The following is a 20,494-nucleotide window of genomic DNA, read 5'->3' on the forward strand; positions in this document are numbered from 1 at the left end:
GTCGGGGGGCGGGACCTCGTGCTCTCCGGGGTCGCGCGCCCGCACCGCGGGCCACCCGCTCCTCGGTTAGCGTGGCGGGGGCACGCCCACCCCTGACGGAGGCCCTCCCCCTCGTGCCCAACCCGTACCTGCACGTGCTGCGCACCCCGCACGCGGTGCCGATGGTGGTCGCGGCCTTCATCGGCCGGTTGCCGTTGTCGATGATCGGGCTGGGCAGCGTGCTCCTCGTGCAGTCCGAGACGGGCTCGTACGGACTGGGCGGGGCGGTGGCCGCGTTCGGCGCGATCACCACGGCGATCGCCGGGCCGATGATCGGCCGCCTGGCCGACACGCACGCCCAGCGCCGGGTGCTGCTGTTGGTCCTGGTGGTCTTCGTGCTCTCCGGGGTGGCGTTCCTCTTCGCGGTGCGCGACGGGTGGCCGCTGTGGACGGTGTTCCTCGCCGCCGGCGTCGCCGGGGCCAGCATCCCGCCGGTCGCCTCGATGATCCGGGTCCGCTGGACCCACCTGCTCCGCGGCACGCCCCGGCTCCCCACGGCCCTGGCGATGGAGTCCGTGGTCGACGAGTTCGTGTTCATCGTCGGTCCGGTGCTGGTCACCTTCCTGTCCACCACCGGGCACACCACCTCGGGTCTGGTCACCGCCTTCACCCTGGCCGCGGTGGGCAGCCTGCTGTTCGCCGCCCAGCGGCACACCGAGCCGCCGCCGGCCGAGCACGAGCACCGGCGGGGGCCCTCGGCCATCCGGGTGCAGGGCCTGCGGGTGCTCTTCGTCGTGGGGGCGGCGATCGGTGCGGTGCTGGGCACCCTGGAGATCGCCCTGGTCGCCTTCGCCGACGAGCGGGGGGCGCGGTCCTTCTCCGGCCTGCTCATCGCCGGCCTGGCCGCCGGGTCGATGCTGTCGGGCATCGGCTGGGGGAGCGTGCACTGGACGCTCCCGCTGCGGCGGCGGCTGGTCGGGGTCCTGGTCGTGCTCACCGCGCTGACCGTCCCGCTGGTGCTCGTCGGCTCCTTCTGGCCGATGCTGCTCCTGGTGGTGGTCGCCGGGGTGGCCGTCTCCCCGGCGCTGATCAGCTCCTTCACCCTCGCCGAGCTGCTGGTGCCCCGGGCCGCGGTCACCGAGGCGTTCACCTGGATCGGTACCGCGCTGGCCCTCGGCGTCGCGATCGGCACCTCGCTCGCCGGCAAGATCGTCGACAGCACGGGGGCCAATGCCAGCTTCCTGGTGGCGACCGTGGCCGCCGGCCTGGCCGCGGTGGTGGTGGCCGCCGGCCAGCGGCTGCTCCGGGTCCCCGCCGAGCACGCCGCCGTTCCGGCGCTCGCCCGCTGAGCAGTGCTTCGCTCTCTCAGACCTAGGCGTCGTCCGCCCTGCCGACCAGCTCGGCCGTCCGGTTCAGATGCGTTCGCATGAGCCGGGTGGCCTGCTCGACGTCTCGCTCGGTGATCGCGTCGACCAGGGCGCGGTGCTCGACGACGCCGTGCGGGCCGTGCGAGGGCGCCGCCGCGCGCGCCCGCTCCAGCGAGCGGAGCAGCGGGTCGTGCAGGGAGTCCACGAACATCGAGATGGCGCGGTTGTGTGCCGACTGCGCGTAGCGGGTGTGCCAGGCCGCAGACAGCTCCAGCGGGTACTCGTCGGCCTTGCTGGCGGCATCGCTCTGGTCGCAGATCGTGTAGAGCGCCGCGACGTCCTCCTCGGTGGCGCGCTCGCACACCAGCGGCACGATGCCCAGCTCGAACACCATCCGGGTCTCGGTCACCTCGCGGGCGCTGACCGACGACAGCGAGATGAGGTCGACGATGCCCTCACCGACGAGCCGGCTGCTCGGTGCGGAGATGAAGGCCCCGCCCCGGGCGCCGACGCGGATCTCGACCAGGCCGTTGGCCTCGAGGACCCGCAGCGCCTCGCGGACGGTCACCCGGCTGACACCGAACCGCTCGCACAGCTCTCGTTCCGAGGGCAGCCGGTCGCCGGCAGCGAGCCGACCCTGCCGGATGAGCAGGCGGATCTGGTCGACGATGACCTCGGAGATGCGCCCGATGCTGACCCGGCTGAGCAGGTCGCCGGTGCCTACCGCCTGAGCGGCAACCGCTGCGGCCCCGGGGTCGGACGTCGTCATCCGGCCAGTCTAGGGGGGCGCGACAGCACCTCGGGTCCGGTTCGTCACGGCCAGGACAGTCCTGACGCCGCAGCGTGGTGGCGGCCACGGGTCCCGCGAGGAGCCTCACCGACGCAACCAGGTCGATCGGCGCGGGTTCGCCGGCGGCCGCGGTCAGGGCGCCGATCGCGACGGCCGGGGCAGCCGACGTCGGACCATGCCAGGTCCGACGCCGTCGGGTCGGCGCCTGGCAGGATCGCCCGGTGCCCAAGGACCACCCCGCCGCCCGCCCCCCGAGGGGTGGGCGCCCCGCTGCGGGCGGTGGCCGGGTGCTCGGCGTCGCCCCGGAGCGGCTGGGCCGGTGGCTGGACGGCGTCGCCGAACGGCACGGCGCGTTCGCCGACGTCCGGGTCGAGGACGACGGGAGCCTCGCGGTCACCTGCGCGGACACCACGACGCTGCGGCTGGCGGCTCCCTACGGCTGGACCCCGGGCTCGGCCCCGCTGACGGCGTTCACCGCCGCCGCCCGGGAGCCCCGGCGCACCGCCGTCCTGCTGGTCCGCCGCGGCCGCTGGGCGGTGGGCGTCTTCGACGGGCCGGAGCTGGTCGTCTCCAAGGTCGACGCCCGCCAGGTCCAGGGCCGCACCGCCGCCGGGGGCTGGTCGCAGCAGCGCTTCGCCCGGCGGCGGGGCCACCAGGCGGACGCCGTCGTCGGGGCGACCGCGGACACCGCCGCCCGCGTGCTCCTGCCGCACGTGCCCGGCCTCGTCGCGCTGGCTCCCGGCGGGGACCGGGGACTGGTCGCCGAGGTGCTCGCCGACCCGCGGCTGCGCCCGCTGGCCGAGCTGCCCCGGCTCGCGCCGCTGGACGTCGGCGAGCCGACGAAGGCGGTGCTGCTGACGACCCCCGCCCAGTTCTGCGCGGTGCGGGTGCACATCGTGGAGCCGGGGGAGCGGGCGCCCTAGCCGAGCAGCGCTGCCGCCGCGGTGAGGGCGCTCCGCGCGTCGGCGGCCAGGCGGCGCACCAGCTCCCCGGCCGGCACGGCCTCGGCCAGCCCGTGCGCCTGCCCGGCCCACAGGTGCATCCCCTCCGCGTCCCCGGCGGCGCGGGCGGCCGCGCGCACCGGGGCGGTCATCAGGTGCACCTCCGGGTACGCGGCCGGGGCGTCGTCGCCGAGCTCGGCGGTGGCGCGGTTGACCAGCGCCCGGGCCCGCCGCCCGGTGAACGCCCGGGTGACCGTGGTCGGCCGACCCGCCGGCGCCGGCCCGGCGACCAGCGCGGCGGCGTGCGCGGGCGTGGTGCCCGCCTCGGGGGTGCGCAGGAACGCCGTGCCCAGCGCGGCCAGCGAGGCGCCGGCGGCCAGGACGGCGGCCACCCCCGCGCCGTCGGCGATGCCCCCGGCGGCGACCAGCGGCAGGTCGGTGACCCGCCGCACCAGCCGGAGGAGCGGCAGCAGGCCGAGCTGCCCCGGTTCCTCGTCCGAGCCGCCACCGCGGTGCGCGCCGGCCTCCCAGCCCTGGACGACCAGGGCGTCGGCGCCCGCGGCGGTCGCGGCGCTCGCCCCCTCGGGGTCGGTGACGGTCACCCACACCGCGGACCCGGCGCCGTGCAGCCGGTCGACCGCGCCGTCCGGGGGCAGCCCGAAGGCGAAGGAGACGACGGCGGGGGCCAGCTCGACCAGCCGCTCCACCTTGGCGGCCAGGTCGTCGTCGCCGTGCTCGGGGGTGCCCGGCGCGACGCCGTACCGCTGCGCCCAGGCGGCGACCCGCGCGGCGTGCGCGGTCAGGACGGCGGGGTCCGCGGCGGGACCGGCGGCGAAGACGTTGACCCCGAACGGGGCGTCGCTGACCGCCCGCAGCTCGGCGACCTGCGCGGCCAGCTGCTCCGCCGTCCGGTAGCCGGCAGCCAGGAAGCCCAGGCCGCCCGCGGCACCGACGGCGGCCGCCAGCGCCACCGTCGAGGGCCCGCCGGCCATCGGGGCGGCGACGACGCGGGCGGGGACGGGCGGGAGCGGCCGGGTCATCCCGGCAGACCACCACCCCGCCGCCGTCCGGGCAAGGGTCCACCGCGGCGCCGTCCGGGTAGGGGGCGGCGGTGACCGACCCCGCGCGCGCCGCCGACGGCCGCCTGCACAGCCGCCCGGCGCCCGCGCCCGCCGGCCCGCCCCTGCCGGCGGGGACCACCGCGCTGCGGTTGACGGGTGCGGAGGTGCTCGTCGCGGTGCCGGACGGGCGGGCCGCCGGTCCCCGCCCGCTGCTGGTCTTCCTGCACGGGGCCGGCGGCTCGGCGGGGAACGCGGTGGCCGCCGTCGCCGCGCAGGCCACCGCCCGCGGGGTGGTGGTCCTGGCCCCCACCTCGGCCGCGACCACCTGGGACCTGATCGCCGGCAGCCTGGGCCGGGACGTCGCCGTCCTCGACGCCGCGCTGGCCGAGGTGTTCGGCCGCTGCGCGGTCGACCGGGTGGCGATCGGCGGGTTCTCCGACGGCGCGTCCTACGCGCTGTCCCTCGGCGCCGCCAACGGCGACCTCGCCGAGGCCCTGCTCGGCTTCTCGCCCGGCTTCCTCGCCGCCCCTGGGCGGCACGGACGCCCCCGGGTGTGGATCTGCCACGGCACCGACGACCGGGTGCTGCCGGTCGCCCGGTGCGGCCGGCGGGTCGCTGCCGACCTGGCCGCCGACGGGTACGACGTCACCTACGACGAGTTCGCCGGCGGCCACGTGCTGACCCCGCACCTGGTCGCCACCGCGCTCGACTGGTGGCTGGGCGCCCGCGCCGGCTGACCCGGCCCCCTCGAAACCCTTCTCCCCGCGTGCTCGTGCTCTGAGTCGCCCCACGACTCAGAGCACGAGCATCCGGGAGGTCGGATCCTGAGCGCTCCCGGCAACGCCGACCGACTCCCGCGTCGGTCGTCGGCGAACGGCTGCGCGAGACGCCGACGGGGCCTGCTGGCTGCCGACGCTCAACGGGCAGGGGGCGGAGTGGCGTCGGTGTCGGTGGTGCTCAGCTCGATCTGCTCGCGGCGCACCTGGTCGCTGTGCAGCTGCTCCTCCGTCGTCCACGAGGTAGCCAGGCGGACCTTCTCGACGGGCACCCGCTCCATCGTGACCCGGGGCTGCTCGCCCCAGAGCGTCACCCACTCCGTGGTGCTGGTGCGACGCTGCGCGCCGGCATCGTCCGGGGTCGGGTCCGGGCGGTCGGCGTCGCCGGGCGCGAGGGGGCGGTACTCGATCCGGGCGCGCTGCCGGGTGACGGTGACCGGCACCATCACCTCCTCGGTGACCTCCTCGACCCGCAGCACCGCGCGGGTCCACGGCTCGACCACCGTGCGCACCCGCACCTGCTCCTCCGACCGGGTCATGGCCGAATCGGTCAGGGCGGTGTCGGTCCCCGCGACCGCCCCGGTCCGGTCCCCCCGGTAGTGCGCCCGCAGCATCGACTCCTCCTCCGGACCGAGCCGGTCCGGGGACGCGGGGTGGGGAGCGGACCGGACGGCTGCCGCCGGCACGGCCAGCCGCAGCCGCCCGTCGGTGAAGACGGCGTCGGTGATCGGCGCGACCACCGCCACGTCGTCCGGGTCGGCCGTGGCGTGCAGCCCGGAGGTGAGCCCCACCCAGGTGGGCCGCTCGGTCGCGTCGTCCACGAAGACGGCGGTGACGGTGCCCAGGGCGTTGCCGTCCCGGTCCTCGGCGATCGCCCCGATGACCGGGGGCAGTGCGGAGTCGCTGGCCATGGGCGATGGATGATCCGGCACCGCGGGGTCTACACATCGCCGCCGACTGCTTGAGCGGGGCGGTCGCCGCGCGTAACGTCCTCCGACCGTGTCTCAGTCTCCCGCTCTCCCCGAGGCCACCCCCGATCCCGTCCTCACCGCCGAGCGGGCGCACCTCGCGCACGCGGCCGACTGCCTGACCCGGATGCGCGCCTCCGCGGTCGACGTCGCCGACGTCGGCGTCGACTCCTGGGCCTCCGAGCGGCTCGGCGCCGCCCGGGCCGAGCGGCTGCGGTCGCTGGCGTCCGACCCCGGCGTGCCCGCGTTCTTCGGTCGCACAGACGGCGGGTCCGAGACCTTCCACATCGGCCGCCGGCACGTCCGGGACGCCGCCGGTGACCCGGTGGTCATCGACTGGCGCGCGCCGATGAGCCGGCCGTTCTACCAGGCGAGCGTCGCCGATCCGCAGGGCGTCGTGCGCCGCCGCCGGTTCGGGTTCGCCGGCGGCCAGCTGACCAGCTACGACGACGAGCTCCTCGCCGCCGGGGACGAGCACGAGAGCGAGGTCCTCCGGCAGGAGATCGAGCGGCCCCGCAGCGGTCCGATGCGCGACATCGTGGCCACCATCCAGCCCGACCAGGACGACATCGTCCGGGCTCCGCTGGGCGAGTCGATCTGCGTGCAGGGCGCCCCCGGCACGGGCAAGACCGCGGTGGGGCTGCACCGCGCCGCCTACCTGCTCTACACGCACGGCGGGCAGCTCACCCGCAGTGGCGTGCTGGTGGTGGGGCCGAACCGGGCGTTCCTGCGCTACATCGAGCAGGTGCTGCCCGCGCTCGGGGAGGTCGACGTCGACCAGGCCACGGTGGCCGACCTGACCGCGCGGGTGACGGTGCGCGCGCAGGACCCCGCGGAGGTCGCCGTCCTCAAGGGGGACACCCGGATGGCCCGGGTGCTGCACCGAGCGCTGTGGGGGCTGATCGGCAAGCCCACCGACTCGGTGCAGGTGCCGCTGGCCGGGCGCCGGTACCGGGTCGGGCCGGAGCGCCTCAAGCGGCTGGTCGACGACCTGCGCCGGGCGGGCACCGCCGCCGACGACCAGCAGCTGGTCCACTACGCCGCCGGCCGGGAACGGCTGAGCATGGCGCTGGCCGAGTACGCCCGGCGGCTCAAGGAGGCCGGCGGTGGCAGCCCGAGCGACGCCGAGACCCGCCGCGCCGCCCGCAGCCCCGAGGTCCGGGCCTTCCTCGACGCGCACTGGCCGGCCGTGGACGCCGCCGCCCTGGTCGCCACGCTGCTCACCGAGCCCGAGCGGCTGGCCCGCGCGGCCCGCGGCATCCTCACCGAGGAGGAGCAGGCGCTGCTGCACTGGCCCCGCGCGCCGCGCTCGGTGCGGACCGCGCCGTGGACCGCCGCCGACGCGGTGCTGGTGGACGAGGTCGCCGGGATGCTCGAGCGCACCGCCGGCTACGGCCACGTGGTGGTCGACGAGGCGCAGGACCTCTCGCCGATGCAGTGCCGGGCGGTGGCCCGCAGGCTGGCCGCCGGGTCGCTCACCGTGCTGGGCGACCTCGCCCAGGCCACCAGCCCGTGGTCGGCGGCGGACTGGGCGGCCACGCTCGGGGCGCTGGGCCGGCCGGGGACGACGGTGCGTCCGCTGACCCGCGGCTACCGGGTGCCCGGGGAGGTGCTCGACTTCGCCAACCGGCTGCTGCCGCTGATCGCCCCGGCGCTGCCCCCGGCCACCGCCGCCCGGTCCCAGCCGGGCTCCCTGCGGCTGCGTCCGGTGTCGGCGCTGGCCGGGCCGCTGGCCGAGGTGGTGGCCGAGCTCGCGGCCGCCGAGGGCTCCACGGGGGTGGTGTGCGCGGACGCCGCGGCCGGCGAGGTGGTGGCGGTGCTGTCCGCGGCCGGGCTGGAGGTCGCCGCGGTGGCCGACGACGGCACCGCGCCGGCCCGGACCGCCGTCGTCCCGGCGTCGCTGGTCAAGGGCCTGGAGTTCGACCACGTCGTGGTCGTGGAGCCGGCCGCGATCGCGGCCGCGGAGCCCCGCGGGCTGAACCGGCTCTACGTCGTCCTCACCCGGGCGGTCAGCAGCATGGTGGTGCTGCACCGCGGCGAGCTGCCGGAGGTCCTCGCCGGCTGACGGGAGCCCCCCTCCCCACCTCCGGCGTCCGGGTGTGCCCGGTGGGCTGTGGATGCTCCCTAGGCTCCCGGCATGGCCGCCTCGCTGCGCCGGGCGCTGCGCGCGCCCGCCGCCCCCGTCGTCCTGGCCGACCTCGACCCGCGGGCCACCCCGCAGGCGCCCGGGCACAAGGAGGCGACGAAGGAGGCCACGCGCGCCGACGCCGCCCACCTGGCCGAGCTGCAGCGGCGCCTGTACGCCGAGGCCACCGGCGGTGGCCGGCGCCGCGTGCTGCTGGTGCTGCAGGGCATGGACACCAGCGGCAAGGGCGGCGTGGTGGAGCACGTCCTCGGCGCGGTGGAGCCGCACGGCGTGCACGCGGTCACCTTCGGCCGGCCGACGCCGGAGGAGCTGCGGCACTCGTTCCTGTGGCGGGTCCGGCGGGCGGTGCCGGGCCCCGGCATGATCGGCGTCTTCAACCGGTCGCACTACGAGGACGTGCTGGTCAGCCGGGTGCGTCAGCGGGCCGCGCCGGAGGTGGTGGAACGCCGCTACCGGGACGTCGTCCGGTTCGAGCGCCGGCTGGCCGACGACGGCGTCACCGTGCTCAAGGTCTTCCTGCACGTGTCGCCGTGGGAGCAGAAGGAACGGCTGCTGGCCCGGCTCGACGACTCGGGCTCGCGGTGGAAGTTCGACCCCACCGACGTCGACGACCGGGCGCTGTGGCCGGAGTACCAGCGCGCCTACGCCGCCGCCCTCGAGCGCACCGACACCGACGCGGCGCCGTGGTACGTCGTCCCGGCCGACCGCAAGTGGTACCGCAACTGGGCGGTGGGGCGGCTGCTGCGGGAGACCCTCACCGAGCTGCAGCCCCGGCTGCCCGAGCCGCCGTGGGACGTCGACGAGCAGCGCGACCGGCTGCTGGAGGAGCCGCCCCTCAGCGGCTGAGCGCCGGCGCGCCGCGGCGGACCCGCTCGTCCAGCGCCTGGGTGCCCAGCCAGCCGGCCAGCAGGACCAGGTGCAGCAGGAACAGCCAGAAGCCGACCGCCACCACCCCGCCGACCACGGTCAGCCCGCCGAACGGGGCGCCCAGGTCGATCGGCAGGGCCAGGAAGAGCACGAACCCCTGCAGGAAGCCGGACAGGCAGGCCGCGGTGAACACGGCGCCGACGACGACGGCCGCCCACCGCAGCCGCTCGGCCGCCACCACCCGGAAGACCCAGACCAGCGGAACGGTGAGCGCGGCGAGCACCGAGTAGTAGCCGACGGCGAACGCGGCGAGGCCGGAGCTCACCCCCGGCTCCTCCGACAGCCGCGCCAGGGCCCCGCCGGCCACCAGCAGCGGGTACGTCAGGAGCGGCGCCACCACGAGCAGCGGGAGGGACAGCAGGCGGCCGCGCCAGCCGGTGAACCGGTCCTGCGTGCTGGTGAAGCGCAGCAGCGCCCGGCGCAGCCCCTCGCCGTAGAGGGAGATCGGCAGCAGGGTCAGCAGCGCCTCGACCACGGTCAGCCCGGTGCCGGCCTCGGCCAGCCGGGCGAGCGCCCGGGGGGCGCCCAGCTCGGCGGGGAGCACCCCGGCCAGCTGGTCGGTCAGCTCCCGCACGGTCCCCGGGCTGGTCACCCAGCTGGTCAGCCCGAGGGCCAGCACCAGTCCCGGGACGACGGCGATACCCGCGTAGAAGGTGAGACCCGCGGCGATGAGCGCGGTGTCCCGCCCGCGCAGCCGGACCCGGACGGTGGCCAGCAGGCCGCGGACCTCTCTCGCCACCTGCACCGACCAATGTCACCAGGTCGGCGGGCGTCGTGCCCGTCGAGGGGTCAGGCGAGGACCGACACCAGGATCATGTAGCCGAACGCGACGACGATGAGCAGCGCGATCGTGACCAGGATCAGCGTGCGCGCGCGGCTCCGTGGCAGCTTGCCCCCGCCTTCGTCGGCGGGGCGCTTGGACGGCGTGCTCATGCGGCCTCCCGAGGGGGCGTCGGTCGGAGCCGGCCGGGGACCGGCTCCGTCTGGGTTCCCCGTGGGCCACCGCTCACGCCTCGCCGCCCGCGTCAGCGGCAGCCGGTCAGCGCCCCAGCAGGTGCTGCGCGGCGGCGAAGCCGCCCAGCCCGCTCACCGCGCCGCCGCGGGTGGTCCCGCCCGAGGACGCCGCGACCACCCGGGGGTGCGCGGTCGCCACGCCCCAGCCGCCCGCCTCGGCGGGCTCGGCGGCCACCGGCCAGGACAGGTCGCCGTGGAAGATGTGCCCGCCGGGCATGGCCAGCGAGGCCTCCACGTCCAGCGGGGACGCCGCCTGCAGGCACGGCCGGCCGTCGGCGTCCCGGGCCAGGCAGTCGAGCAACGGCTCGGCCAGGTACTCGTCGAGCTGGCCCACCACCCGGGCGACCGCCTCGTCGCGGGTGCCGTCGGGGTGGGTGGTGAACAGCTCCGCCGGGGTGTGCAGCCCGAACAGCGTGAGCGTGTGCAGGCCGGTGTCCCCGACGATCGTCGGGTCGGTCAGCGAGTGGCAGTAGACCTCGAACGGGATCACGTCGGGCAGCCGGCCGGCCGCGGCCTGCGCGTACGCCGCGTCGATCTGCGAGGCGGCCTCGTCGACGTGCACCGTGCCGCTGAACACCCGGTGCGGGTCGCCGCCCGAGCGCAGCCGGGGCAGCCGGGCGAGCACCATGTTGACCTTGAGCTGCGAGCCCGAGGGCCGGGGAGCAGGGGCGGTGGTGCCCAGCAGCTCGTCGAGCACGGCGGGTGCCGCCCCGGAGACCGCGTAGCCCGCGTCGGCGGCCCGGGCCGTCCCGTCGTCGTCGGTCCAGTGCACCGTGACGCCGTCCGGCCGGGTCTCGACCGCGGTCACGGTCGCCCCGGTGACCAGCTCGGCCCCGGCGGCGCGCGCGGCCGTGGCGATCGCGCCGCTCACCGCGCCCATCCCGCCGACCGGGACCCGCCACCGCCCGGTGCCGTTGCCGATCAGGTGGTACAGGAAGCACCGGCCGGCCAGCCCGTCGGCGGCGTGGACGTCGGCGAACGTGCCGATCAGCCCGTCGGTGAGCGCGATCCCGCGGACGACGTCGTCGGACAGGTGCGCACCGACCACGTCGGCCAGTGGCCGTTCCCGCAGGTCGTGCCACAGCTCCGGGTCGCGGAGCCGGCCGGCGAGCTCCGCCTCGCCGAGCAGCGGCTCGGTGAGGGTCGGCGCGAGGTCCTCGGCCAGGGTCGCCAGCCGGCCGTAGAACCGCCGCCAGCCGGCGAACTCGGCGTCCCCGCCGGTGAGGGCGTGGAAGGAGGCCGCCGTCGCCGGGCCCTCCTCCCGCTCGACCAGCAACCCGCCGTGGGCGCCGTCGCGCACCAGGGGGGTGTAGGAGGCGACCGCGCGGTCCAGCAGCGTCACCTGCAGGTCGAGGTCGGTGACGATCCGGTCGGGCAGGAGGCTGACCAGGTAGGAGTACGCCGACAACCGGACGTCGACCCCCGGGAACACCTGCTGGCTGATCGCGGCCCCGCCGAGCACGGGCCGTCGCTCCAGCACCAGCACCGACCACCCGGCGCGGGCCAGGTAGGCCGCGGCGACCAGGCCGTTGTGCCCGCCGCCGACGACGACGGCGTCGTGGCGGGCGGCCGGGCCGGTCACGTGAGCCCCCGCGCGAGGAAGAGGGAGTCCTGGTCGTCCTCGGAGGAGCCGAACGCGGCGGCCGGCTCGTACCCGGCCCGGGTGTAGAGGCCGACGGCCTCGGGCTGCCGGGGACCGGTCTCCAGGCGGAGGGTGGTCCAGCCGCGGCTGAGCGCCTCGACGGCGCCGTCGTGGCGGGAGCGCAGCTCGGCCTGCTGCGCGGCGGTCAGCTGGGCGACCTCCGGGTCGTCCCAGGCGGCGGGGGAGATCGTCGGCACGCGCTCATCCTGGCGGGTCGGCGTGCACGCGGCGCAGCAGGCCCCGCACCGCCGTCCGCGGCGTGGTCCGCGCGGTGCTCGCGGAGCGTGGTGGAGACGGCCGGAGACGGGACGCAGCGCACGCCCCGTCCCGGTCGGCCCCCCGGTCGCGGCCGGGCGGAGGCGACCAGGTCGGGTCGCGTGTCGGCCGTCCGGCGGCGGAGGACGAGGCACAACCCCCGCCGGGCCGGACCCTGCGCACCGCGTGCCTGTCACGCTCCGCCAGCGTGTCGAAGCACACGCCGGGAGTTTGTCCACAAATTGACCGAAGGGGTTTGTCACGACCACATAACGCCCCTAGGGTCGACCGCGGTCCGACGGGCACCTCGGTCACCCTCCCGGGTGACGACCGGCCGGACCGCCGCCGAACTCCACGGCCCGCGCAGTCGCGGCGGGCCAGGGGACCGGGGACCCACCGCAGTACTGGGGTGAAGCACCCGCGGCCCGTCTCGGGCCGCTGGTGCCGGGCGTCTTCCCGCCCGAACCCGTCAGCTAACTCGGTAGGCGGCACGTGGAAGAAGGGACCACCCGCCAGACATGGCGAGTTCGCACAGCCCTGCCCGTCGGCGGGCCACCCCTCGTCGGGTCCTCCTCACGCTCCTCGCCGCCGGCGCCGTCGCGCTCACCCCGCTGCCGGCCCTGGCCGACCCGACCACCTCGGGCGAGGCCGCGACCCTGGTCGCCGAGAAGGCGCACGAGCTCGAGGTCGTCACCGAGAAGTTCAACGACGCCCGCGAGGAGCTGAAGGCCCAGCAGGCCGCGGCCGACGAGGCCGCCGCCCAGGTCGAGGCCGCCGAGGCCGCGCTGACCACCGCTCGGGACTCCGTCCGCCAGGTGGCCCGCAGCGCCTACACCGGCGAGCAGCTGAGCACGCTCGAGGCGATGCTCAGCAGCTCCTCGTCCGACGAGCTGATGGACCGCGTCGGCACCCTCGACGTGATCGCCGACCACAACACCGAGGTCCTCGCGGCGGCCCAGGCCGCCGACGACACCGCCAGGCAGGCGCAGGACGCCGCGGCGGAGGCCGCGGCCGACGCCCAGGCGCAGGTCGACCGCGTCGCTGCCCAGCAGGACGACCTCAACGAGCAGATCGCCGACTACCAGGCCCAGTACGAGCGGCTGGACGCCGCGGAGCAGGCGGCCTCCCGCGCCGACGCGGAGCGGCACCCGACCACCCCGGCCCTGCCGCCGGGTGCGGCGCCCGCGCCCGGCACCCCGCCGGCTCCCCCGGTCGTCGGCGGCAGCGGTGCCGCGCAGGCCGCCGTCAGCACCGCCATGGCGCAGATCGGCGACCCCTACGTCTGGGCCGCCGCGGGGCCGAACTCCTTCGACTGCTCCGGCCTGGTGCAGTACGCCTACGCCGCCGCGGGAATCCCGCTGCCCCACTCCAGCAAGGGCCAGGCCTCGATGGGCCGCGCGGTCAGCCGCGGCGACCTGCAGCCCGGCGACGTCCTGGCGTTCTACAGCCCGGTCAGCCACGTCGGCATCTACATCGGCAACGGGCAGATGGTGCACGCGCCGACGTCGGGCAGCAGCGTCAAGGTCGTCTCCATCGACTACATGGGCCAGATCACCGCGATGCGCCGTCTCGCGGGCTGAGTAAGGACCCGGTCCAGCACGTCGCGTTGCCCCGGTCGCCGTCTGGCGACCGGGGCTCCGTGGCATCCGGGGGACGTCGGTCACATCCGGGAGCCCGCGCGCCCGGTCGTGCGTTGACCCCGGTCGTGGCTGCCCGACTCCTGGACCCCCCGACCGTCGCCCGCGCCTTCCGCGCCGTCGCCATCGCCGAGGCGGTGTCCTGGGTGCTCTTGCTCGCCGGCATGTTCGTGAAGTGGGTGCTGGGCACCTCGGAGCTCGGCGTCCAGCTGGCCGGGCCGGTGCACGGCGCCGTCTTCGTGCTCTACGTCGGCCTCGCCCTGCTCGCCTGGCGGGTGCTGCGCTGGAGCCCGCGCACGGCGCTGCTGGCGCTCGCCGCGTCGGTCCCCCCGTTGGTCACCGTCTGGTTCGAGCGGTGGGCGCAGCGTGCCGGGCACCTGCCGTCCGGGGCGGTGACGGCGACGGCTGGCTAGCCTCCGCCCATGGTCGAACCCGTCCTGCCCGCCACCGCCCGCCGGCTGCTCGCCCGCACCGCCCGCGTGCAGCGGGACGGCCGGGCGCCGAGCCTGGTGGCCGGGGTGGTCCGGGACGGCGGGCTGGCCTGGTCGGCGGGCCGGGGGGACGTCGCCGAGCCGCACACCGACGTCCAGTACCGGATCGGCTCGATCAGCAAGACGGTCACCGCGGTCGTGGTGCTGCGGCTGCGCGACGAGGGCCGGCTGGGCCTCGACGACCGGCTCGAGGAGCACGTGCCCGGCACGCCGCTCGGCGACCGGACGGTCGGCCAGCTGCTCTCCCACCTCGCCGGGGTGACGTCGGAGAGCCCCGGCGGCTGGTGGGAGCGGGTGCCCGGCGGTTCGCTGGCGGACCTGCAGCTCACCGAGGACGACGTCGTGCTCGGCACCGCCCGGCGGTTCCACTACTCCAACCTGGGCTTCGGGCTGCTCGGGGAACTCGTCGCCCGGCACCGCGGGCGCTCCTGGGAGGACGTCGTCCGGGACGAGGTGCTCGCCCCGCTGGACATGACCCGCACGACGCCCCGGCCCGACGGAGCCGCCGCCCCGGGGACGGCCGTGCACCCGTGGGCCGACGTCGTCCTCCCCGAGCCCGAGCACCACGCCGGGGTGATGGCGGCCGCCGGCCAGCTGTGGGCGACGCTGACCGATCTCGGCCGGTTCGCCGCCTTCCTGCTCGGTGACACCGGGGAGGTGCTCTCGCCGGCGACCCTCGAGGAGATGACGGTGCCCGCGGGGGTGGACCCGTCGGTGCCGGGCTGGTCGGCCTACGGGCTGGGGCTGCAGGTGCTGCGGGTCGACGGGCAGACCCTGGTCGGGCACGGCGGCTCGATGCCCGGCTTCCTCGCCGGTGTCTTCGTCGACCGGGTCGAGGAGGCCGGCGCGGTGACGCTGGCCAACACCACCAGCGGGCTGGACCCCCTGGTCCCCGGGCTGCTCGGGGACCTGCGCGAGGCCGAACCGCGGATCGTCGCCGCCTGGGCTCCGCAGCCGCCGCCGGTGCCGCTGGAGCAGCTCGGCGTCTGGTTCTGGGGACCGGCACCGCACGTGCTGCGGGCGCAGGGCGGCGGGCTGCTGCACCTGGGACCGATGCCCGGGCGGGCGGGCCGGGCCAGCCGGTTCGCCCCGCGGCCGGACGGCACCTGGGTGGGGCTGGACGGCTACTACGCCGGCGAGACGCTGCGCATCGCCCCGGACCACCTGGACCTGGCGACCTTCGTCCTCACCCGGACGCCCTACGACCCCGACGCCCCGGTGCCGGGCGGGGTCGACGAGCGCGGCTGGGCGACGTAGTCCTCACTCCCAGGTGTCCATCGTCGCCTTGACCACCGCGGCGTAGGCCAGGTGCGGGACGACGTCGCTGACCCAGTCGGTGGTCGACCAGGTGCGCGGGTCGGTGATGCCCAGGACGGTCATCGGGCCGTTCGCGGCGACGAGCACGCCGGCGGTGATCAAGCCGGTGCCCACCAGCGGCCGGGAGCGGAAGCCGGTCGCCCGGACGAGCCCGGTGAGCACCCCCATGCCGATGCCGGCGGCCAGCCCGGTCAGCGGGCCGAGTCCCTGCACCCGGTTCGAGCGGGTCTCCTGGTCCCCGGGGATCGCCACGTGCGCCTTGTCCGCCAGCCTCTCCACCGTCTGCTCCGGCGTGGAGCTGGCCCCGCGCCCGCGGACGACCATGTCGAGGTAGGTGACGGCGTTCAGCACGCTCGTCCCGGCCGCGCCGGCCGCCGCGCCACGCAGGACCCACCCCACGGTGCTGATGCCGCGCCTGCGGGTGCCGACGCCGCCTCGCGACGGATGCGTGGCCATGCCCGGCGGCTACTCGGCCCGGGTGGCGACCGAAACCGAACCGGGCCCGACGCGCCGGACCCGGCCGGACGGGGCACCCTGGGACGGGTGGGCGACGTCGACCGGGCGTTGGAGCGGGCCATCGACGCCCTGCTGGACCGGCGCGCGGGCGGCACCACCATCTGCCCGTCGGAGGCGGCCCGGGCGGTCGATCCGGAGGGCTGGCGCGCCCTCATGCCGGCGGCCCGGGAGGCGGCGGGGCGGCTGGCGGCGGCCGGGCGCGTCGAGGTCACCCAGCGGGGTGCGGAGGTCGACGTGGCCACCGCCCGCGGGCCGGTCCGGGTGCGCCGATGCCGGTGAGGCCGCTCAGCCCTCCTCGGCGCGGGCCGGTCCGGCCGCGCGCTCGAGCAACGGGATCATCCGGGGGCCGACGAACCGGCGGAGCGCGAGGTTGGTGTCCGTGCGCTGGACGCCGGGGATGGCGAGCACCTGCTCGGTGATCCGCCACAGGTCGTCGGCGTCGACGGCGACCACCCGCACGAGCAGGTCGACGACGCCGGACAGGCCGGTGACCTCGAGCACCTCCGGGATCCCGGCCAGCGCCGCACCGACGTCGGCCAGGCTGGTCTGCACGACCTGCACCGTCACGTAGGCGGTCAGCCGGTAGCCCAGCGACTCCGGGCGCACCCGCAGCTCGAACGGGTCGAGCACGCCACCGGCCTCCAGGCGGGCCAGCCGCGCCTGCACGGTGTTGCGGGCCAGCCCGAGCCGTTGCGCGAGGCCGAGCACGGTGGCCCGGGGGTCCTCCGTCAGGGCGAGCAGCAGCCGCGCGTCGGTGGCGTCCAGCCGATCGGCACTCGCGGGCACGGTGCGCAGTCTGGCATGCGTGGACGTCCTAGCAGTACCCATCGTGCGCAGTCGTGCGGCCGGCTGTTGCGCAGATCGGCACCTGGGTGATCTATTGCGCGGAGCCCCCGGCATGCCACCATGTGTGAGCGGTGCCACATCCCGGGCGCCGCGAGAGCACGTCCAGCGACGGTTGCCCGGAGACCCCGGGCCCGCCCGACGGCGAGGAGGACACGCGTGACTGCGTTGTCGCACACCACCGAGGTGGTCGACCCGGTGCCCGGTGCCGGTGCCCCGCACCTCCCCGGGCAGCCCCCGCTGGTGCAGCTGCTCACCCCCGAGGGTGAGCGGGTGGAGCACCCCGACCACTCCATCGACATCGGCGACGAGGAGCTGCGCGCCCTCTACCGCGACCTGGTCCTGGTCCGGCGCTGGGACGTCGAGGCCACCGCCCTGCAGCGCCAGGGCGAGCTCGGCATCTGGGCCTCGCTGCTCGGCCAGGAGGCCGCCCAGGTGGGTGCCGGGCGCGCGCTGACCGCGGCGGACATGGCCTTCCCCACCTACCGGGAGCACGGTGTGGCGTGGGCCCGGGGCGTGGACCCGCTGCAGGTGATCAGCCTGTTCCGCGGGGTCGACGCCGGCGGCTGGGACCCGGTGGCGACCGGGTTCAACCTCTACACCGTCGTCATCGGCGCGCAGACGCTGCACGCCACCGGCTACGCCATGGGCGTCCAGCGCGACGGCGCCGAGTCCGCGGTGCTGGCGTTCCTGGGTGACGGCGCGACCAGCCAGGGCGAGGTCAACGAGGCGATGATCTGGGCCTCGTCGCTGTCCGCGCCGGTGGTCTTCTTCTGCCAGAACAACCAGTACGCGATCAGCGTGCCGATCGAGCGGCAGTCCCGGGTACCGCTGTACCAGCGGGCCGCCGGCTTCGGCTTCCCCGGCGTCCGGGTCGACGGCAACGACGTCCTCGCCGTGCTGGCGGTCACCCGGGCCGCGCTGGCCGCGGCCCGGGAGGGGCAGGGCCCCACCTTCATCGAGGCGTTCACCTACCGGATGGGCGCGCACACCACCTCCGACGACCCGACCCGCTACCGGCTGGCCAGCGAGCTGGAGGAGTGGAAGCTGCGCGACCCGATCGCCCGGGTGAAGGCGTACCTGTCCCGCAGCGGCATCGCCGACGCCGACTTCTTCGCCGCGGTCGACGCCGAGGGCGACGAGCTGGCCGCCCGGATCCGGAAGGGCACCCTGGACATGGCCGACCCGGCGGGGACGGAGATCTTCGACCACGTCTACGCCGAGATGCCCCCCACCCTCGCGGCGCAGCGCGCCGAGTTCGTGGACTACCACGCGTCGTTCGAGGGCGGGGCCCACTGATGGCCACCCCGACGACGACGCCCGAGCGAGCATCGCAGGGAGCGCCAGCGACCGAGGAGCGGAACGAGGGCGGAGCCGAGCGATGACGGAGACGCTGACCATCGGCAAGGCGCTCAACCTGGGCCTGCGCCGGGCACTGGAGGACGACCCGAAGGTCGTGCTGATGGGCGAGGACATCGGCCGGCTGGGCGGGGTCTTCCGGATCACCGACGGCCTGCAGAAGGACTTCGGTGACGACCGCGTCGTCGACACCCCGCTGGCCGAGGCGGGGATCGTGGGCACCGCGGTCGGCCTGGCCATGCGCGGCTACCGACCGGTCTGCGAGATCCAGTTCGACGGCTTCGTCTTCCCCGCCTACAACCAGATCGTCACCCAGGTGGCCAAGATCCACGCCCGGTCGCGGGGGCGGCTGTCGATGCCGATCGTCATCCGCATCCCCTTCGGCGGGGGCATCGGCGCGGTCGAGCACCACAGCGAGAGCCCGGAGGCCTACTTCGCGCACACCGCGGGGCTCAAGGTGGTCGCCGTCAGCACCCCGGCCGATGCCTACTGGGGCATCCAGCAGGCGATCGCCCACCCCGACCCGATCGTCTTCCTGGAGCCCAAGCGCCGGTACTGGGAGAAGGCGGCGGTCGACCTCGACGGGGAACCGCCCCCGCTGTTCGGCTCCCGGGTGGTGCGTGGCGGCGACGACGTCACCGTGCTCGCCTACGGCCCGATGGTGAAGACGGCGCTGCAGGCCGCGGAGGCCGCCGCCGAGGAGGGCCGCTCCCTCGAGGTCATCGACCTGCGCACGATCTCCCCGCTGGACCTCGACCCGGTGTTCGCCTCGGTGCGGCGCACCGGCCGGTGCGTCGTCGTCCACGAGGCCCCGGTCACCCTGGGCCTCGGCGCCGAGATCGCCGCCCGGGTCACCGAGACCTGCTTCCACTCCCTGGAGGCGCCGGTGCTGCGGGTGGGCGGCTACGACACGCCCTACCCGCCGTCGAAGCTGGAGGAGGAGTACCTCCCCGACCTCGACCGCGTGCTCGACGCCGTCGACCGCTCGATGGGGTTCTGATGGCCGACCTGCGCCAGTTCAAGCTGCCCGACGTCGGCGAGGGGCTCACCGAGGGCGAGATCCTCTCCTGGCTGGTCGCGGTCGGCGACACGGTGACGGTCAACCAGCCGCTGTGCGAGGTGGAGACGGCGAAGGCCGCCGTCGAGCTGCCCTCGCCCTACGCCGGCACGGTCACCGAGCTGCTGTACGAGGCCGGGACGACGGTCGACGTGGGGTCGCCGATCATCACCATCGACGTCGGTGGGGACGGCGGCGGGAGCACGTCCGCCGAGTCCACCGGGTCGGGGCTGATCGGGGAGACGAACGCCAACGGCCGCACCGCGGTGCTCGTCGGCTACGGTCCCCGCACCACCGAGGCCCGCCGTCGTCCGCGCCGCAGCGGCACGTCCGCCGCCGCCCGGGCCACCGCTCCGCAGGTGCCGGCCGAGGCCGACCACGGCAGCGCGCCGGAGCGCCCGCCGCTGCTGGCCACCGCCCCGGACGTCACGGTGAAGCCGGTCCGGCACGGCGGGCTGGAGATCGGGCGGGCCGCGGAGGCGCACAGCACGCGCGACGTGGCCGCGGCACCGTCGAGCGCCGCCGCGCCGGGCCGGGGCGCGCTGCGCCCGCTGGCCAAGCCCCCGGTGCGCAAGTACGCCAAGGACCTCGGCATCGACCTCGCCACGGTCTCCGGCACCGGGCCCGGCGGCGTGATCACCCGGGCCGACGTCGACGCCGCCCGCGGCGCCACCTCCACCCCCACCGGGGCTCTCCCGGGATCAAGCACCGGGGAGCAGCGGATCCCGATCAAGGGCGTGCGCAAGCACACCGCCGCGGCGATGGTGTCCAGCGCGTTCACCGCGCCGCACGTCACCGAGTTCCTCACCGTCGACGTGACCCGGGCGATGAAGCTCCGCGACCGGCTGGCCGCCCGGCCGGAGTTCGCCGGCGTCAAGGTGAGCCCGCTGCTGCTGGTCGCGAAGGCGGTGCTGCTCGCGGCGCAGCGGCACCCGATGGTCAACAGCTCCTGGGACGAGGCGGCGCAGGAGATCGTCGTCCACGGGCAGGTGAACCTCGGGATCGCCGCCGCGACGCCGCGGGGCCTCGTCGTCCCCAACGTCAAGGACGCCGGGCGCCTCTCCCTCCCCGAGCTGGCCACCGCGCTCACCGAGCTGACCGGCACCGCCCGCGCGGGGAGGACCGCGCCGGCGGACATGACCGGCGGCACGATCACGATCACCAACGTCGGCGTCTTCGGCGTCGACACCGGCACCCCGATCCTCAACCCCGGGGAGTCGGCGATCCTCGCCTTCGGCGCCGTCCGCGCGATGCCGTGGGTGCACAAGGGCAAGGTCGTGCCGCGCCAGGTCACCACCCTGGGCTTGTCCTTCGACCACCGGATCATCGACGGCGAGCTCGGGTCCCGGTTCCTGGCCGACGTGGGGGCACTGCTGCACGACCCGGGCGTCGCGCTGGCCTTCTGACC

21 protein-coding genes and 1 riboswitch are annotated in these 20,494 nt (G+C 76.2%); of the genes, 12 read left to right on the top strand and 9 right to left on the bottom strand.

What is annotated here, in order from left to right; genetic code table 11:
* Window positions 1–113 precede the first annotated feature (113 nt).
* Entirely contained in the window at window positions 114–1,328 is a 1,215-nt protein-coding gene (locus HL189_RS17830) for an MFS transporter (protein WP_369135058.1), read from the top strand.
* A gap of 22 nt (window positions 1,329–1,350) precedes the next feature.
* Here the strand turns inward: HL189_RS17830 and HL189_RS17835 are convergent, their stop codons facing one another.
* Window positions 1,351–2,115, bottom strand: a complete 765-nt coding sequence (locus HL189_RS17835; RefSeq protein WP_369135059.1) for a FadR/GntR family transcriptional regulator — start codon at window positions 2,113–2,115, stop codon at window positions 1,351–1,353.
* Between the two features lie 242 nt (window positions 2,116–2,357).
* Here HL189_RS17835 and HL189_RS17840 point away from each other — a divergent pair, with 242 nt between their 5' ends.
* On the top strand, window positions 2,358–3,059 hold the full coding sequence (locus tag HL189_RS17840; protein ID WP_369135060.1) for an acVLRF1 family peptidyl-tRNA hydrolase: 702 nt from the start codon (window positions 2,358–2,360) through the stop codon (window positions 3,057–3,059).
* Here the strand turns inward: HL189_RS17840 and HL189_RS17845 are convergent.
* The gene (locus HL189_RS17845; protein WP_369135061.1) at window positions 3,056–4,117 is read right to left on the bottom strand and encodes a nitronate monooxygenase; all 1,062 of its coding nucleotides are present in this window, start codon (window positions 4,115–4,117) and stop codon (window positions 3,056–3,058) included. The two genes, HL189_RS17840 and HL189_RS17845, sit on opposite strands and share 4 nt — an antisense overlap.
* 71 nt (window positions 4,118–4,188) lie before the next feature.
* Between HL189_RS17845 and HL189_RS17850 the strand changes: the two genes are divergently transcribed.
* Complete coding sequence (locus tag HL189_RS17850; RefSeq protein WP_369135062.1) at window positions 4,189–4,875, top strand: alpha/beta hydrolase; 687 nt, start codon at window positions 4,189–4,191, stop codon at window positions 4,873–4,875.
* Window positions 4,876–5,054: 179 nt separating this feature from the next.
* Here the strand turns inward: HL189_RS17850 and HL189_RS17855 are convergent, their stop codons facing one another.
* Window positions 5,055–5,825: a YsnF/AvaK domain-containing protein gene (locus HL189_RS17855; RefSeq protein ID WP_369135063.1), complete on the bottom strand. Its 771-nt coding sequence runs from the start codon at window positions 5,823–5,825 to the stop codon at window positions 5,055–5,057.
* Between the two features lie 88 nt (window positions 5,826–5,913).
* Here HL189_RS17855 and HL189_RS17860 point away from each other — a divergent pair, with 88 nt between their 5' ends.
* Together HL189_RS17860 and HL189_RS17865 are read left to right on the top strand one after the other, a co-directional pair.
* The gene (locus HL189_RS17860) at window positions 5,914–7,947 is read left to right on the top strand and encodes a UvrD-helicase domain-containing protein (RefSeq protein WP_369135064.1); all 2,034 of its coding nucleotides are present in this window, start codon (window positions 5,914–5,916) and stop codon (window positions 7,945–7,947) included.
* A gap of 72 nt (window positions 7,948–8,019) precedes the next feature.
* Window positions 8,020–8,874: a PPK2 family polyphosphate kinase gene (locus HL189_RS17865; RefSeq protein WP_369135065.1), complete on the top strand. Its 855-nt coding sequence runs from the start codon at window positions 8,020–8,022 to the stop codon at window positions 8,872–8,874.
* Here HL189_RS17865 and HL189_RS17870 read toward each other — a convergent pair.
* The 4 genes from HL189_RS17870 to HL189_RS17885 form a co-directional block, all read right to left on the bottom strand.
* Entirely contained in the window at window positions 8,864–9,700 is an 837-nt protein-coding gene (locus HL189_RS17870) for a YhjD/YihY/BrkB family envelope integrity protein (protein WP_369135066.1), read from the bottom strand. The two genes, HL189_RS17865 and HL189_RS17870, sit on opposite strands and share 11 nt — an antisense overlap.
* 44 nt (window positions 9,701–9,744) lie before the next feature.
* The gene (locus HL189_RS17875) at window positions 9,745–9,888 is read right to left on the bottom strand and encodes a hypothetical protein (protein WP_369135067.1); all 144 of its coding nucleotides are present in this window, start codon (window positions 9,886–9,888) and stop codon (window positions 9,745–9,747) included.
* 106 nt (window positions 9,889–9,994) lie between these two features.
* Window positions 9,995–11,551, bottom strand: coding sequence for a phytoene desaturase family protein (locus tag HL189_RS17880; RefSeq protein ID WP_369135068.1), 1,557 nt, complete (start codon window positions 11,549–11,551; stop codon window positions 9,995–9,997).
* Window positions 11,548–11,808 (bottom strand): hypothetical protein, encoded by a 261-nt coding sequence (locus tag HL189_RS17885; RefSeq protein ID WP_369135069.1) that lies wholly within the window; start codon window positions 11,806–11,808, stop codon window positions 11,548–11,550. The genes HL189_RS17880 and HL189_RS17885 overlap by 4 nt, the downstream gene beginning before the upstream one ends.
* A 391-nt stretch (window positions 11,809–12,199) precedes the next feature.
* Window positions 12,200–12,369, top strand: a riboswitch (cyclic di-AMP (ydaO/yuaA leader).
* A 15-nt stretch (window positions 12,370–12,384) separates the two neighbouring features.
* Between HL189_RS17885 and HL189_RS17890 the strand changes: the two genes are divergently transcribed.
* The 3 genes from HL189_RS17890 (at window position 12,385) to HL189_RS17900 (ending at window position 15,251) form a co-directional block, all read left to right on the top strand.
* Entirely contained in the window at window positions 12,385–13,446 is a 1,062-nt protein-coding gene (locus tag HL189_RS17890; protein WP_369135070.1) for a C40 family peptidase, read from the top strand.
* Window positions 13,447–13,571: 125 nt separating this feature from the next.
* Complete coding sequence (locus HL189_RS17895) at window positions 13,572–13,916, top strand: DUF3817 domain-containing protein (RefSeq protein WP_369135071.1); 345 nt, start codon at window positions 13,572–13,574, stop codon at window positions 13,914–13,916.
* A 9-nt stretch (window positions 13,917–13,925) separates the two neighbouring features.
* Window positions 13,926–15,251 carry a serine hydrolase domain-containing protein gene (locus tag HL189_RS17900; protein ID WP_369135072.1) on the top strand — a complete coding sequence of 442 codons (1,326 nt, stop codon included), beginning with the start codon at window positions 13,926–13,928 and terminating at the stop codon, window positions 15,249–15,251.
* A gap of 3 nt (window positions 15,252–15,254) precedes the next feature.
* Here HL189_RS17900 and HL189_RS17905 read toward each other — a convergent pair whose 3' ends face one another.
* Complete coding sequence (locus tag HL189_RS17905) at window positions 15,255–15,767, bottom strand: hypothetical protein (protein ID WP_369135073.1); 513 nt, start codon at window positions 15,765–15,767, stop codon at window positions 15,255–15,257.
* 87 nt (window positions 15,768–15,854) lie between these two features.
* On the opposite strand from HL189_RS17905, the gene HL189_RS17910 reads away from it, so the two are divergent.
* A complete protein-coding gene (locus HL189_RS17910; RefSeq protein ID WP_369135074.1) occupies window positions 15,855–16,106 on the top strand; it encodes a DUF3253 domain-containing protein in 252 nt (83 codons plus the stop codon).
* A 6-nt stretch (window positions 16,107–16,112) separates the two neighbouring features.
* Here the strand turns inward: HL189_RS17910 and HL189_RS17915 are convergent, their stop codons facing one another.
* Complete coding sequence (locus HL189_RS17915; RefSeq protein WP_369135075.1) at window positions 16,113–16,613, bottom strand: Lrp/AsnC family transcriptional regulator; 501 nt, start codon at window positions 16,611–16,613, stop codon at window positions 16,113–16,115.
* Window positions 16,614–16,856: 243 nt separating this feature from the next.
* Here HL189_RS17915 and pdhA point away from each other — a divergent pair, with 243 nt between their 5' ends.
* From pdhA to HL189_RS17930, 3 genes are all read left to right on the top strand, one after another.
* Window positions 16,857–17,969: a pyruvate dehydrogenase (acetyl-transferring) E1 component subunit alpha gene (pdhA, locus tag HL189_RS17920; protein WP_369135168.1), complete on the top strand. Its 1,113-nt coding sequence runs from the start codon at window positions 16,857–16,859 to the stop codon at window positions 17,967–17,969.
* An 82-nt stretch (window positions 17,970–18,051) separates the two neighbouring features.
* Complete coding sequence (locus HL189_RS17925; protein WP_369135076.1) at window positions 18,052–19,029, top strand: alpha-ketoacid dehydrogenase subunit beta; 978 nt, start codon at window positions 18,052–18,054, stop codon at window positions 19,027–19,029.
* Window positions 19,029–20,492: a dihydrolipoamide acetyltransferase family protein gene (locus HL189_RS17930; RefSeq protein WP_369135077.1), complete on the top strand. Its 1,464-nt coding sequence runs from the start codon at window positions 19,029–19,031 to the stop codon at window positions 20,490–20,492. The genes HL189_RS17925 and HL189_RS17930 overlap by 1 nt, the downstream gene beginning before the upstream one ends.
* The last annotated feature ends 2 nt before the right edge of the window (window positions 20,493–20,494 follow it).

Origin of the sequence: Modestobacter sp. I12A-02662 (genome assembly GCF_041028325.1) — a bacterium.
In the GTDB taxonomy this organism is placed as follows: Bacteria; Actinomycetota; Actinomycetes; order Mycobacteriales; family Geodermatophilaceae; genus Modestobacter.